The organism is Pseudomonas sp. AP42, assembly GCF_001728935.1.
Taxonomy (GTDB): Bacteria; Pseudomonadota; Gammaproteobacteria; order Pseudomonadales; family Pseudomonadaceae; genus Aquipseudomonas; species Aquipseudomonas lactis.
The window spans coordinates 1-13,620 of the sequence record NZ_LYSO01000031.1; the positions used below are offsets into that span (position 1 = coordinate 1).

12 protein-coding genes are annotated in these 13,620 nt (G+C 60.1%); 5 read left to right on the plus strand and 7 right to left on the minus strand.

What is annotated here, in order from left to right; genetic code table 11:
• Positions 1-52: 52 nt before the first annotated feature.
• The 4 genes from A7K61_RS13670 to A7K61_RS13685 all read right to left on the minus strand — a co-directional run bounded on the left by A7K61_RS13670 (position 53) and on the right by A7K61_RS13685 (position 3,182).
• Positions 53-460 (minus strand): SufE family protein, encoded by a 408-nt coding sequence (locus A7K61_RS13670; RefSeq protein WP_069557776.1) that lies wholly within the window; start codon positions 458-460, stop codon positions 53-55.
• Positions 457-1,662, minus strand: coding sequence for an aminotransferase class V-fold PLP-dependent enzyme (locus A7K61_RS13675; RefSeq protein WP_069557777.1), 1,206 nt, complete (start codon positions 1,660-1,662; stop codon positions 457-459). The genes A7K61_RS13670 and A7K61_RS13675 overlap by 4 nt, the downstream gene beginning before the upstream one ends.
• A 67-nt stretch (positions 1,663-1,729) precedes the next feature.
• Complete coding sequence (dapD, locus tag A7K61_RS13680; RefSeq protein ID WP_044272510.1) at positions 1,730-2,764, minus strand: 2,3,4,5-tetrahydropyridine-2,6-dicarboxylate N-succinyltransferase; 1,035 nt, start codon at positions 2,762-2,764, stop codon at positions 1,730-1,732.
• 31 nt (positions 2,765-2,795) lie between these two features.
• Positions 2,796-3,182: an ArsC family reductase gene (locus tag A7K61_RS13685; protein WP_171905475.1), complete on the minus strand. Its 387-nt coding sequence runs from the start codon at positions 3,180-3,182 to the stop codon at positions 2,796-2,798.
• A 188-nt stretch (positions 3,183-3,370) separates the two neighbouring features.
• Between A7K61_RS13685 and A7K61_RS13690 the strand changes: the two genes are divergently transcribed.
• Positions 3,371-5,014: a Na+/H+ antiporter gene (locus tag A7K61_RS13690; RefSeq protein ID WP_047712734.1), complete on the plus strand. Its 1,644-nt coding sequence runs from the start codon at positions 3,371-3,373 to the stop codon at positions 5,012-5,014.
• 11 nt (positions 5,015-5,025) lie between these two features.
• Here the strand turns inward: A7K61_RS13690 and dapC are convergent, their stop codons facing one another.
• The 3 genes from dapC to map form a co-directional block, all read right to left on the minus strand.
• On the minus strand, positions 5,026-6,225 hold the full coding sequence (gene dapC, locus A7K61_RS13695; RefSeq protein ID WP_069557778.1) for a succinyldiaminopimelate transaminase: 1,200 nt from the start codon (positions 6,223-6,225) through the stop codon (positions 5,026-5,028).
• 143 nt (positions 6,226-6,368) lie between these two features.
• Positions 6,369-9,071, minus strand: coding sequence for a [protein-PII] uridylyltransferase (locus tag A7K61_RS13700; protein WP_034134914.1), 2,703 nt, complete (start codon positions 9,069-9,071; stop codon positions 6,369-6,371).
• Positions 9,072-9,135: 64 nt separating this feature from the next.
• The gene (gene map / locus A7K61_RS13705; RefSeq protein WP_003189156.1) at positions 9,136-9,918 is read right to left on the minus strand and encodes a type I methionyl aminopeptidase; all 783 of its coding nucleotides are present in this window, start codon (positions 9,916-9,918) and stop codon (positions 9,136-9,138) included.
• Between the two features lie 388 nt (positions 9,919-10,306).
• Here map and rpsB point away from each other — a divergent pair, with 388 nt between their 5' ends.
• The 4 genes from rpsB (at position 10,307) to frr (ending at position 13,608) form a co-directional block, all read left to right on the plus strand.
• The gene (rpsB, locus tag A7K61_RS13710; protein WP_003189158.1) at positions 10,307-11,044 is read left to right on the plus strand and encodes a 30S ribosomal protein S2; all 738 of its coding nucleotides are present in this window, start codon (positions 10,307-10,309) and stop codon (positions 11,042-11,044) included.
• 191 nt (positions 11,045-11,235) lie between these two features.
• Positions 11,236-12,099: a translation elongation factor Ts gene (gene tsf, locus A7K61_RS13715; RefSeq protein WP_003189160.1), complete on the plus strand. Its 864-nt coding sequence runs from the start codon at positions 11,236-11,238 to the stop codon at positions 12,097-12,099.
• Between the two features lie 211 nt (positions 12,100-12,310).
• A complete protein-coding gene (gene pyrH, locus A7K61_RS13720) occupies positions 12,311-13,054 on the plus strand; it encodes a UMP kinase (RefSeq protein WP_003189161.1) in 744 nt (247 codons plus the stop codon).
• Positions 13,051-13,608: a ribosome recycling factor gene (frr, locus tag A7K61_RS13725; RefSeq protein ID WP_044272521.1), complete on the plus strand. Its 558-nt coding sequence runs from the start codon at positions 13,051-13,053 to the stop codon at positions 13,606-13,608. Before pyrH ends, frr begins: the two co-directional genes overlap by 4 nt.
• Positions 13,609-13,620: the final 12 nt, after the last annotated feature.

A 13,620-nucleotide genomic window follows, 5' to 3' on the forward strand; every position in this document is an offset into this window, starting at 1 on the left:
ACCGTCGGTTACCTATGGCCATCGCAGGTAAGCCAGGCTTCCACATTAATTTCTATGTACGCGTCAGGTCTCGCATGCGTTGCAGTACGGCATTCAAACCATTACTGCGCGACGGCGATAGCTGGCGCGACAAGCCCAGTTGATTGAACCAGTCAGGCAGGTCAACTGCTTGCAATTCATCAGCCGACAACCCATTGACCCGCGCCAGCAGCAACGCCACCAACCCCCGAATCATCCGCGCCTCACTGCTCGCAGCAAACTGCCAATGGCCGTCCTGCAAACGCCCCACCAGCCACACTAGGCTTTCGCAACCGTGCACCAGGTTGGCGTCGACCTTTTCGTTATCAGCCAGGGCGGGCAAGCGTTCACCCCATTGCATCAGCATCCGCGCGCGCTGTTCCCAACTGCCTACGGCCTGGAAAGCTTCCAGTGCGGCGTGTGCCTCCAGCGGCAAGCTCATCGCAGCATGTCCAGCGCCTGGTCCAGCGCTTCAAAAAAGCGCTCCAGGTCGTCGGAATCGTTGTAGAGCGCCAGGGACACCCGGATTGCGCCTGACAGAGTCATCGCCTTCAACAGCGGCATTGCGCAGTGATGACCGGCACGCACGGCAATGCCTTGCTCGGTCAGCAGGTGGGCGAGGTCGGCGTTGTGCACGCCCTCCACCACAAAACTCACCAGCGCCACTTGTGGCGAGCCCAGCACGCGCACGCCATTGCGTGCCTTGAGCCCACGCAGCAGGTAGTCATGCAGGGCGGCTTCGTGGGCGAGCACCGCCGAAGCATCCAGCGAACTCAGGTAATCCAGGCTCGCGCCCAGGCCGATCACGCTGGCAATCGGTGGAGTGCCGGCTTCGAAACCCAGTGGTGCAGGACGGAAGCTGGCGCTGTGGTAGTCGGCCTGTTGCACCATCTCACCGCCGAACTGCCAGTGACGCAGATGATGCAGGGCCTCATTACGGCCATACAGCACACCGACGCCGTCCGGGCCGTAGAGTTTGTGGCTGGAAAACACGTAGAAGTCGCAGCCCAGGGCCTGCATGTCATGGCGGCCATGGACGATGCCTTGGGCTCCGTCCACCACCGTGAGGGCGCCGTGTGCCTGGGCCAGCTTCAGCAAGGCTTGCAGCGGCTGCCAGGCGCCGAGCACGTTGGACAACTGGCTCACCGCCAGCAGGCGCGTGCGTGGGCCAATCAAGCTGGCGGCGGCGTCCAGGTCGATCACGCCGTCATCGTCCAGAGGCAAGACCACCAGCGTGAGCGCGCGACGTTTGGCCAATTGCTGCCAGGGCAGCAAGTTGGCGTGGTGTTCCAGGGCGCTGAGGGCAATCTCATCGCCCGCATTGAATAAGTGCTCCAGGCCATAGGCCAGGAGGTTCAGCGCAGAGGTTGCGCCGTGGGTAAACACGACCTGCCCGCTGTCACCTGCGTTCAACCACTGCGCGACCTTGCTGCGGCTGTCTTCAAAGGCCTGGGTCGCATGGGCCCCGGGCAAATGCTGGGCACGGTGCACATTGGCTGCGCCATTGGCGTAGTAATGACTTATGGCATCCAGCAGGGCTTGGGGTTTTTGCGTGGTGGCGGCGCTGTCCAGATAGGTCTGGTCTTGCCGTTGCAGGGTGGCGATGGCCGGGAAGTCGGCGCGCCAGGGGGAGGGCACAAGCATGGTGATCAAGACTCGTATAAGCGAGCCGCCCCGAAGGTGCGGCCCGCTAGTGGCATCGAGTGGCTGCTTAGTTGTGAGCGTGCAGCGCTTCGTTCAGTTCGATGGCCGATTTGTGGGTTTTGCACTCCACGGCACCGGTCTCGGAGTTACGACGGAACAGCAGGTCTGGCTGGCCAGCCAACTCGCGCGCCTTGACCACCTTGACCACTTGGTTCTGCTCGTCCAGCAGGGCCACCTTGGTGCCGGCGGTAATGTACAGGCCCGACTCCACGGTGTTGCGGTCGCCCAATGGGATACCGGTACCGGCGTTGGCGCCGATCAGGCAGTCTTCACCCACCTTGATCACGATATTGCCGCCGCCCGACAGGGTGCCCATGGTGGAGCAGCCGCCGCCCAGGTCCGAGCCCTTGCCGACGAATACGCCCGCCGATACGCGGCCTTCGATCATGCCCGGGCCTTCGGTGCCGGCGTTGAAGTTGACGAAACCTTCGTGCATCACGGTGGTGCCTTCGCCCACGTACGCGCCCAGGCGGATACGTGCCGCGTCAGCGATACGCACGCCGGCCGGTACGACGTAGTCGGTCATTTTCGGGAACTTGTCCACCGAGAACACTTCCAGCAGGTCGCCACGCAGGCGCGCTTCCAGTTGGCGCTCGGCCAGCTCGTTGATGTCGATGGCGCCCTGGCTGGTCCAGGCCACGTTCGGCAACTGCGGGAACACACCGGCCAGGCTCAGGCCGTGAGGCTTGACCAGGCGATGGGACAGCAGGTGCAGCTTGAGGTAGGCCTCAGGCGTGGACGTCAGTGCGGCGTCTTCGGCCAGCAGGGTCGCGACCAGCGGCGTGTGGCTTTCTGCCAGGCGGCTGAGCAGGGCGGCCTGGGCGGCATCGACGCCTTTGAGTGCGTCGGCCAGTTGCAGGGCCTGGCTCACGGTGAAGGTGATCGCCTGGTTGCCTTCGGTGTAACCGAGGATCGGTGCGATGGCGGCAACGATTTCAGCCGATGGGTTGAGCAAGGGTTGTGCGTAAAACACTTCCAGCCAAGCACCTTGGCGGTTCTGAGTGCCGACGCCGAAGCCCAGGCTGAACAGGGAATTGGACATGCTGTTACCTCTACAAAAATGGAAGGCTGGCCTACTTGAGGGCCGCCGAATAACTATCTGGCTTGAAGCCAATCAGGGTTCTGTCACCGAGATCGAGCACCGGGCGCTTGATCATCGAGGGTTGTGCGAGCATCAATTCAATGGCTTTCGACTGATCGAGATCGGCTTTGCGTTCGTCTTCGAGTTTGCGAAAGGTGGTGCCCGCACGGTTCAAAACCACCTGCCAACCGTGCTCGTTGCACCATTGGGTCAAGTGTTCGCGGTCGATACCGGCCGTTTTGTAGTCATGGAACTCATAGCTCACCCCGTGCTCATCGAGCCAGGTGCGCGCCTTTTTCATGGTGTCGCAGGCTTTAATGCCGAAAAGGTGCAAGGTTTTGCTTGAAGCAGTCAAGGAATTGCCCCCCTTTGGACGCATGAAAAATGAAAGATCGCGGATTATGCCACGACCGGCGGGTTTCGGCGCCGCTCGTCAACAGCGTGCGACTTTTGTGCAAAAGCCGGTGCGCGGCCTAGGCGAGTAACATAGCCAGGTAATATGGCACTTCAACGGCCAGTTGTTGCCTGATGTGTCGTTGCAAGTCGATTGTCCGGGAAACCCGCGTTATGCAAACCGCCTACACCGTTCTTATCCTGCTGATGCTGGTCAGCTTTTCGCGCCTGGTCGGGCGTATCATCCCACTGCCGTTGCCCCTGGTGCAGATCGCCGCCGGCGCCTTGCTGGCCTGGCCCACGTTGGGGCTACATGTGGCGCTGGACCCGGAGCTGTTCCTGTTTCTGTTCCTGCCGCCGCTGTTGTTTTCCGATGGTTGGCGCATGCCCAAGCGCGAGTTGTGGCGCCTGCGTGGCCCTATCCTGACGTTGGCGGTGGGGTTGGTGCTGTTTACCGTGGTGGGCGCCGGCTATTTCATTCATTGGTTATTGCCAACCATCCCGTTGCCGGTGGCCTTCGCCCTGGCGGCGGTTTTATCCCCGACGGACGCCGTGGCGGTGTCGGCCATTTCCCAGAACCGTTTGCCCAAGCCGCTGATGCACATGCTCCAAGGCGAAGCCTTGATGAATGACGCGTCGGGCCTGGTGACGTTCAAATTTGCCCTGGCCGCAGCGTTGACCGGGGTCTTTTCCCTGGCAGATGCCAGCCTGACGTTCGTGTTGGTGGCGGTGGGTGGGCTGGCGATCGGTGTGGCGTTGAGCTGGCTGGTCGGCCGCCTGCGCGCCTGGATGATCGCGCGCGGCTGGGATGACCCGGCGACTCATGTGGTGTTCATGTTGTTGCTGCCTTTTGCTGCGTACGTACTGGCTGAGCGCCTGGGCGCGTCCGGCATCCTCTCGGCGGTGGCAGCGGGCATGATGCAAAGCTGGCTCGACTTGCTGCCGCGCCAGACCAGCACGCGCTTGCTCAACCGCAGCGTATGGTCGTTACTGGAGTTTGCCTTCAACGGCTTGATCTTCCTGCTGCTCGGCCTGCAACTACCAGACATCATCAAGGCCGTGGTCAGCCATGAAACCACGTTGTGGCCCACCTTGATGTATCGCTGCCTGGATGTGGTGGCGATCTTCTTGGTGCTGGTGGTATTGCGCTTTATCTGGGTGCAAAGCATCTGGCGGCTGTCGGGGTTGCTGCGCCGTCTGCGAGGCAAAAGCGCATTGACCCTGGTGCCGACGGCCCGCTCCTGCTGGTTGTTGACCGTCGGCGGTGTGCGCGGTGCGGTGACTCTGGCGGGCGTCATGTCGGTGCCCTTGCTGCTGGCGCCGGGCCAGGATTTTCCCGAGCGTGACCTGCTGATCTTTATCGCTGCCGGGGTGATCCTGCTGTCGCTGGTCGCGGCCTGCATCGCGCTGCCGTTACTGCTGCGTGGCGTTGAAAAAGGCCCGGATGAAAAACGCCACAACGAAGTGCGCGAGGCCTGGAAAAAGACCGCCGTAGCGGCGATTCATGCGTTGGAGGCCCAGGAGCCCGCCGAAGCCGAAACCCCGGACGCCGCTCAAGCGGCACTGGCCACCGAGCTCAAGGCGCGGCTGATGGCGGAGTATCGTCACCAGTTGGACGTATTCAATGATTCGGCCGAAGCCCAGGCGCTGGCGCTGCAAATGGATCAATTGGAGCGCAAATTGCGGCTCAAGGCCCTGCGTGCGCAGCGGTTGGAGTTGTACAGCTTGAGCCGTCATCACCAGATTGGTGACGACGTCTTGAGGGAGGTGTTGGCGGAGCTGGATATGAGCGAGGCGAATTTGGGTCACATGAAGTGACCCATAAGCCCTTACCGACGACGCTGGATGAAGTCGCGAATCCGTTCAGCCGCTTCCACACATTCCGCCAACGGCGCCACCAACGCCAGGCGCACACGCCCCGCGCCAGGGTTGAAGCCGTCCACTTCCCGCGACAGGTAAGAGCCCGGCACCACCGTCACATGCTCTTGCACGAACAAATCCCGGCAGAAAGCAGCGTCGTCGCCTTGCACATTCGGCCACAGGTAAAAGCCGCCGTCGGGGCTTTGCACGTCCAGCACCGGCTTGAGGATCGCCAGCACGGCGTCGAATTTCTCGCGGTACAGGTCGCGGTTGGCCAGTACGTGGGCCTCGTCCTGCCAGGCGGCGATGCTGGCCAGCTGGGTTTGCACGGGCATCGCGCAGCCGTGGTAGGTGCGATACAGCAAAAAGGCCTTGAGGATCTCGGCATCGCCAGCCACAAAGCCTGAGCGCAGCCCTGGCAGGTTGGAGCGCTTGGACAGGCTGTGGAATACCACGCAACGCTTGAAGTCTTCGCGGCCCAGCTCGACGCAGGCGCTGAGCAGGCCTGGTGGCGGGGTTTGCTCGTCGAAGTACAGCTCGCTGTAGCACTCGTCGGCGGCGATGACGAAATCGTATTGGTCGGCCAGGGCGATGAGTTTTTTCAGGGTGTGAACCGGGATCAGCGCGCCAGTCGGGTTGCCGGGGGAGCACAGGAACAGGATCTGGCAACGTTTCCAGATATCTGGGGAGACGGCGTCGAAGTCCGGGTTGAAGCCATTGCTGTCCAGGCACGGCAGGTAATGCGGCTTGGCCCCGGCCAGGAGCGCGGCGCCTTCGTAGATCTGATAGAACGGGTTGGGGCTCACTACCAGCGCGTCGTCGCCACGGTTGACCACGGTCTGGGTGAAGGCAAACAGCGCCTCGCGCGTACCGTTGACCGGCAGGATGTTGCGCGCCGGGTCCAGCCAGCCCTTTGGCACATTGAAGCGGCGTTCGCACCAGGCGCCGATGGCTTCGCGCAGTGCCGGGATACCCAACGTGGTGGGGTACACCGCCATTTGATCGAGGTTATTGCTCAAGGCCTCGGCAACGAAGGCCGGTGAGGTGTGCTTGGGCTCGCCGATGGACAGGGCGATCGGGCGTTTGTCCGGGTTCGGCGTCACGCTGCCGAGCAGGGCGCGCAGTTTCTCGAAGGGGTAGGGCTGCAACTGGTTAAGGGCGTTGTTCATATAAGCCTCTATCACGGTGAGCACGGAACCTGTGGGAGCTGGCTTGCCTGCGATGGCATCACTGCGGTCTACCTGACGGACCAAGGTGTCTGCATCGCAGGCAAGCCAGCTCCCACAGGGCTCCTGTTCACAAAGTTAAGAATTCAAATGGTCAGTCGGGTCAGCTCGACACCGGGTTCCTGGCTCACGCTCAATTGCTCCACGATCGCCGCTTGTAAACGCAGGCACAGCTCTGGGTCGGACAGTGGCTGGTTGTCGGCGTCGGTGATAAAGAACACGTCTTCCACGCGCTCGCCCAGGGTCGCAATCTTGGCGTTCTGCAACGACAGATCGAACTCCAGGAAAATCCCGCCGATACGCGCCAGCAGGCCCGGGCGATCCGGTGCGCTGAGCTCCAGCACCGTTACCGGTCGCTGGGCGTCGTTGGAAATGGTCACCTGGGGCGCAAAGGCAAAATGCTTGAGCTGGCGCGGTACCCGGCGCTGGATGATGGTGGGGTAGTCGTCGGGGTTGCGTAGGGCTTCGGTGAGGCCCTCGCGGATCTTTTTCACCCGCGCCGGGTTGTCGCCAATCGAGTCGCCGTCGGTGTCGAGCACGATGTAGGTGTCGAGGGTGAACTGGCTGCTGGAGGTGATGACCCGGGCGTCATGGATGTTCAGGTTGAGCTGGTCCATGGCCGCCACGGTCACGGCGAAGAAGTCGTGCTGGTCGGGCGCGTAGATGAAGATCTGCGTGCCGCCTTCGAATTCGCGCTGGGTGGTTTCCTTGATCAAGACCAGTGGGCCGCCATCGGCGGGCTGCTGCAGGATCGCGTCACTGTGCCAGGCCACGTCGCCGGCGGTGTGGCGCAGGAAATAATCGTCACCCAGTTGCGACCAGAGTTGCTCGACGTCGTCCGGGTCATTACCGCCGCGCACCAGGATATCCAGGGCTGCGCTTTGGGTGCGGCGGATCTGCTCTTCGCGGTCCACCGGGTTCTCCAGGCCACGGCGCAGGGCGCGCTTGGTCTCGGTGTACAACTGGCGCAACAGGCTGGCGCGCCAGGAGTTCCACAGCGTCGGGTTGGTGGCGTTGATGTCGGAAACAGTCAGCACATACAGGTAATCCAGACGGGTCTCATCGCCAACGATGCCGGCAAAGTCGTGGATCACCTGCGGGTCGGACAAGTCTTTGCGCTGGGCCGTTGTCGACATCACCAGGTGGTTCTGCACCAGCCAGACAATCAGGCGGCTGTCCCACAACGGCAACTGGTGGCGCTGGCAGAAGGCTTCGGCATCCACCGCGCCGATCTCAGAGTGGTCGCCATGCCGGCCCTTGCCGATGTCGTGATACAGGCCAGCCAGATAAATCAGCTCGGGCTTGGGCAGCTTGGCCATCAGCTTACTGGCCAGCGGGAATTTCTCTGACACCTGGGTGTACTGCAACTTACGCAGATGTTTGATCAGGTTCAGGGTGTGGGCATCGACGGTGTAGATGTGGAACAGGTCGTGCTGCATCTGCCCGACGATAAAACCGAACTCCGGCAGGTAGCGCCCGAGAATGCCGTAACGGTTCATGCGCCGCAGGTTGCGGTGGATGCCGATGCGGCACTTGAACAGTTCGATAAACAGGCTGGTATTGCGGATATCGTTGCGAAAGTCGTCATCGATCAGGTGACGGTTTTCCCGCAGCAGGCGGATGGTGTCGGCGCGCACGCCTTTGATTTCCGGCTGCTGGGCCATCAACACGAAGATTTCCAGCATGGCGAACGGCGTGCGGCGGAACACGTTGTCGTTGCGCGCTTCGATATAGCCGTCATGCAGCTGGAAGCGCGCATTGATCGGCTGCGGCGGCGCTTCGTCTTCGGGGGCCAGGATCACTTCTTCGAAATGCTGGATGATCAGGTCGCTGAGCTGGGCAATGCTCATGACCACCCGGTAGTACTGCTGCATGAAGCTTTCAATGCTGGTCTTCGCATCTTCGCCCTCAAAGCCCAGCAGGGTGGCGATTGAGCGCTGGTGATCGAACAGCAGGCGGTCTTCTGAACGCCCGGCCAGCATGTGCAGGGCGTAGCGCACCTTCCACAAAAATTCCTGGGACGAGGCCAGCAGGGTATTTTCGCTCTCCACCAGGAAACCTTCGCCGGCCAGGGCACGCAGGTTCAGCGTGCCGTATTGGCGGCGGGCCACCCACAAAATCGTCTGGATATCCCGCAGCCCGCCCGGTGAGCCTTTGACGTTGGGTTCCAGGTTGTATTCGGTGTCGTTGTACTTGTGGTGCCGGGCTTTTTGCTCGGCGCGCTTGGCCAGGAAGAACTCCTTGCTCGGCCACATGTGTGCGGTGCTGGTGACTTCGAGCATGCGCTGGCGCAGGCGCTCGGGGCCACAGATGGTGCGGCTTTCCATCAGGTTGGTGACCACCGTGAGGTCGGCACGGGCCTCTTCGGCGCATTCGTCCACCGAGCGTACGCTCTGGCCGACTTCCAGGCCGATGTCCCACAGCAGCGTCAGAAAGCGCTCGATGGAATCGCGAAAGGTCTCATGATCGGCCTGGTCCAGCAGGATCAGCAGGTCGATGTCGGAGTAGGGGTGCAGTTCGCCGCGACCGTAGCCGCCGACCGCCACCAAGGCGATATCGGCGTCGAAACTCCAGTTGAACTGCTCCCAGGCCTTTTGCAGGATGTTATCGACGAACCAGGCGCGGTCTTCGATCAGGCGGCGAATATCCCGGCCGCTGCGAAAGCGCGCATCCAGAACCTCGCGGGCTTGGCGGATAGCCTTCTTGAAGGCCGCGATAGGGCTTGCCTTCAATGCCAGCTCGGCCTGGAACTGGCCACGGTCGAAGAGTTCGGGATCCACCTGGGGCATCGATCGGCTTTCCTTTCTATCTATCAGTCAGTCACAACACGCTGTGGGAAAACCTGGGCAACCTTCAGGCCGAAACGCGTGGGATGGTGTCGTCGGCGCGCAGGGTGAAGATCTCGTAGCCGGTGTCGGTGACCAGCAGGGTGTGTTCCCACTGGGCCGAGAGCTTGCGGTCCTTGGTGATCGCAGTCCAGCCGTCGCCCAGCACCTTGGTGTCGGCCTTGCCCTGATTGATCATCGGTTCGATGGTGAAGGTCATGCCGGCCTTGAGTTCCATGCCGGTGCCGGCGCGGCCGTAGTGCAGAATCTGCGGCTCTTCGTGGAACACTTTGCCGATACCGTGGCCGCAGAATTCGCGCACCACCGAGAAACCGTTCTTTTCGGCGTGCTTCTGGATCACTTCACCGATGTCACCCAGGCGGCAGCCTGGCTTGACGATCTCGATGGCCTTGTACATGCATTCCTGGGTGACCTGGGACAGGCGCTCGGCCCACACCGGTACATTGCCGACGTGGAACATGCGGCTGGTGTCGCCGTGGTAGCCATCCTTGATCACCGTGACGTCGATGTTCAGGGTGTCGCCGTCCTTCAATGGCTTGTCACCGGGAATGCCGTGGCACACCACATGGTTGATCGAGGTGCAGATCGACTTGGGGAAGCCTTTGTAATTCAGCGGGGCAGGGATGGCTTTTTGCACGTCGACTATATAGTCGTGGCAAATGCGGTCCAGCGCTTCGGTGGTGACGCCGGGCTTGACGTGTTCGGCGATCATTTCCAGCACGTCGGCAGCCAGTTTGCCGGCAACGCGCATGCCTGCGATGTCTTCGGCGGTTTTCAAGGTAACGGTCATACAGGCTCTCTCTAGCGCGACGCGCTGAAATCAATACGGTTCACGGGGGGCGCGACAAAGGGTTACAGCATTCGCGCAAGTCCCAAAAAACGCGATTCTAACAGACGATGCTGGCAAATCATGCGCATCTGCTGATCGCTTCTCTCTATGAGGTAGAGGCATGTTGGCTGTATTCAAGGGCTTACGCAAAGACGACGACCGGCAAGTGTGATTGCGGGTTTCGTTTTTGCCGATGCTGTGGTATAAAATGCGCCGCTTTCCGGGGATACCCCGCAAAGCTTAAATCCACACACGTGTCGACACGATGACCTGGGTGCCGGAGGCCTTGATGCCGCTGGTTGGTCATTGGGATACGTGGAGGCCAAACCCGACTTATTAAGGAACTATCATGTCCCAAGTCAACATGCGCGATATGCTGAAGGCCGGTGTGCACTTCGGTCACCAGACCCGTTACTGGAACCCGAAAATGGGTAAGTACATTTTCGGCGCGCGTAACAAGATTCACATTATCAACCTTGAAAAAACCCTGCCAATGTTCAACGAAGCGCTGACTTTCGTAGAGCGTCTGGCCCAGGGCAAAAACAAGATCCTGTTCGTTGGCACCAAGCGTTCCGCTGGCAAGATCGTTGCTGAAGAAGCAGCACGTTGCGGTTCGCCGTACGTGGATCACCGCTGGTTGGGCGGCATGCTGACCAACTTCAAAACCATCCGTGCTTCCATCAAGCGTCTGCGTGACCTTGAAGTACAAGCCGAAGACGGTACTTTCGCCAAGCTGACCAAGAAAGAAGCGCTGATGCGCTCCCGTGACCTGGAAAAGCTCGATCGTTCCCTGGGTGGTATCAAGGACATGGGCGGTCTGCCTGACGCACTGTTCGTTATCGACGTTGATCACGAGCGCATCGCGATCACCGAAGCCAACAAGCTGGGCATCCCGGTTATCGGCGTAGTCGATACCAACAGCAGCCCGGAAGGCGTTGACTACATCATCCCAGGCAACGATGACGCAATCCGCGCTATCCAGCTGTACATGGGTTCGATGGCTGACGCTGTAATCCGTGGTCGCAACCACGTTGCTGGTGGTACCGAGCAGTTCGTTGAAGAAGCTCCGGTAGCTGCCGCTGAGTAATTGACGCCCTGGCGTTGACTCAGTAAGCAAAAAGGGGGCTTGGCCCCCTTTTTGCCACCTCGAAAACCATTTGTCGGCAGCGCAGCTACATCATTTGTAACGTGCAGCGGCCTACAACGGAGATTCGGGAAGAATTGATCGCCCGTTTGATCGGGTGGAATGGTTGAAAACCTATCCAAGAGGATTTTGAAATGGCAGAGATTACTGCAGCGTTGGTTAAAGAACTGCGTGAGCGTACCGGCGAAGGCATGATGGATTGCAAAAAGGCCTTGACCAAGGCCGGCGGCGACATCGAAAAAGCCATTGATGACATGCGTGCTTCCGGCGCCATCAAGGCTGCCAAGAAAGCAGGCAACGTGGCTGCTGAAGGCGCTATCGCTCTGAAAGAAGACGGCAAATCCGCCGTTCTGCTGGAAGTGAACTCCCAGACCGACTTCCTGGCTCTGCAGGACGACTTCAAGGCATTCGTAGCTGCCAGCGTTGAAAAAGCGTTCGCCGAGAAAATGACTGACGCCGCTCCGCTGATCGAAGCTCAAGAAGCTGATCGCCTGGTACTGGTAGGCAAGGTTGGCGAAAACGTCAACATCCGTCGCCTGGTTCGCGTTGAAGGTGATGTGGTTGGTGGTTACCTGCACGGCAACAAGATCGGTGTTGCAGTTGTTCTCAAAGGCGGCGACGTTGAGCTGGCTAAAGACATCGCAATGCACGTTGCTGCAAGCAACCCTGAGTTCCTGCTGCCTTCGGAAGTGTCTGCCGACGCAATCGAACGTGAAAAAGCTGTGTTCCTGAGCCTCAACGCCGACAAGATCGCCGGCAAGCCAGAGAACATCGTTGAAAACATGATCAAAGGCCGCATCAGCAAGTTCCTGGCTGAAGCAAGCCTGGTTGAGCAGGCGTTCGTCAAGAACCCTGAAATCAAGGTTGGCGAACTGGCCAAGAAAGCCGGTGCTGAAATCGTTTCCTTCACTTACTTCAAAGTAGGCGAAGGCATCGAGAAGCCGGTCGACAACTTCGCTGAAGAAGTTGCTGCCCAGCTGGCTGCCGCCAAGCAATAAGACAGTTCCAAACTGTCGCCGAAAGAGGCTGCCCGCTCACGCGCGCAGCCTCTTTTCAAATGGGAAGGCCAATTTTATTTGGTTTCCTCTCGGAACTGGCTTACAAAGCCGTGTTCCGATGGCGCTGTGACAGCGTCCAGCTAGAGTGAACGCAAGCCGTAAACGGCTCGCCAAGAATTTTTTAAAAAATACGCCGCAGGAGAGATTCGCAATGGCTCAGCAGGGCAGTGGTTATCAGGCTCGCTATAAACGCATTCTACTCAAGCTCAGCGGCGAGGCCCTGATGGGCTCGGAAGAGTTCGGGATCGACCCCAAGGTGCTTGACCGCATGGCGCTGGAAGTCGGCCAATTGGTCGGTATCGGCGTGCAGGTCGGCCTGGTGATTGGTGGTGGCAACCTGTTCCGCGGTGCGGCACTGAGTGCTGCCGGTATGGACCGGGTTACCGGCGACCACATGGGCATGCTGGCCACTGTGATGAACGCCCTAGCCATGCGCGACGCCCTGGAGCGCGCCAACATCTCGGCCATCGTGATGTCGGCTATTTCCATGGTTGGCGTGACCGATCACTATGATCGCCGCAAAGCCATGCGCCACCTCAACTCCAAGGAAGTGGTGATCTTTGCCGCTGGCACCGGTAACCCGTTCTTCACCACCGACTCGGCCGCATGCCTGCGTGCTATCGAAATCGATGCCGACGTGGTGTTGAAGGCGACCAAGGTGGATGGCGTATACACTGCAGACCCATTCAAAGACCCGCATGCCGAGAAGTTCGATCATCTGACCTACGATGAAGTACTGGATCGCAAGCTGGGTGTCATGGACCTGACCGCTATCTGCCTGTGCCGCGACCACAAGATGCCGCTGCGCGTATTTAACATGAACAAGCCCGGCGCCCTGCTGAATATCGTACACGGCGGCGCAGAAGGGACTCTGATCGAGGAAGGCCAACAATGATCAACGAAATCAAGAAAGACGCTCAAGAGCGTATGCAGAAATCCCTGGAATCCCTGGCCCATGCATTTGGCCAGATTCGCACAGGCAAGGCGCACCCCAGCATCCTGGGTAGCGTGATGGTCCCGTATTACGGCACAGATACCTCCATCACCCAAGTGGCTAACATCACCGTAAAAGACTCTCGCACTCTGCAAGTCGTGGCCTTCGAGCGCAACATGCTCGCTGCCGTAGACAAGGCGATCCAGAGCGCTGGCCTGAACCTCAACCCGACCAACCTGGGCGAGTTGCTGCTGATCTCCATGCCTGCCCTGACCGAAGAAACCCGCAAGGGCTTCACCAAGCAGGCGCGCAGTGCCGCTGAAGATGCCCGTGTTGCCGTGCGTAACATCCGTCGTGATGCTTTGAGCGAGCTGAAAAAGCTGGTCAAGGACAAGGAAATCAGTGAGGACGAAGAGCGTCGTGCTGCGGCCGACATCCAGAAACTGACCGACAAGTTTGAGGCTGAAATCGACACTGCCACTAAGCAAAAAGAAGCGGACCTGATGGCCGTATAAGGGTCAGGACGC

Excerpts from the sequence above, each read along its gene's own strand:
- A7K61_RS13670 (WP_069557776.1), bottom strand. The coding sequence starts at position 460 with ATGAGCTTGCCGCTGGAGGCACACGCCGCACTGGAAGCTTTCCAGGCC.
- A7K61_RS13675 (WP_069557777.1), bottom strand. The coding sequence starts at position 1,662 with ATGCTTGTGCCCTCCCCCTGGCGCGCCGACTTCCCGGCCATCGCCACC.
- dapD (WP_044272510.1), bottom strand. The coding sequence starts at position 2,764 with ATGTCCAATTCCCTGTTCAGCCTGGGCTTCGGCGTCGGCACTCAGAAC.
- A7K61_RS13685 (WP_171905475.1), bottom strand. The coding sequence starts at position 3,182 with ATGCGTCCAAAGGGGGGCAATTCCTTGACTGCTTCAAGCAAAACCTTG.
- A7K61_RS13690 (WP_047712734.1), top strand. The coding sequence starts at position 3,371 with ATGCAAACCGCCTACACCGTTCTTATCCTGCTGATGCTGGTCAGCTTT.
- dapC (WP_069557778.1), bottom strand. The coding sequence starts at position 6,225 with ATGAACAACGCCCTTAACCAGTTGCAGCCCTACCCCTTCGAGAAACTG.
- A7K61_RS13700 (WP_034134914.1), bottom strand. The coding sequence starts at position 9,071 with ATGCCCCAGGTGGATCCCGAACTCTTCGACCGTGGCCAGTTCCAGGCC.
- map (WP_003189156.1), bottom strand. The coding sequence starts at position 9,918 with ATGACCGTTACCTTGAAAACCGCCGAAGACATCGCAGGCATGCGCGTT.
- rpsB (WP_003189158.1), top strand. The coding sequence starts at position 10,307 with ATGTCCCAAGTCAACATGCGCGATATGCTGAAGGCCGGTGTGCACTTC.
- tsf (WP_003189160.1), top strand. The coding sequence starts at position 11,236 with ATGGCAGAGATTACTGCAGCGTTGGTTAAAGAACTGCGTGAGCGTACC.
- pyrH (WP_003189161.1), top strand. The coding sequence starts at position 12,311 with ATGGCTCAGCAGGGCAGTGGTTATCAGGCTCGCTATAAACGCATTCTA.
- frr (WP_044272521.1), top strand. The coding sequence starts at position 13,051 with ATGATCAACGAAATCAAGAAAGACGCTCAAGAGCGTATGCAGAAATCC.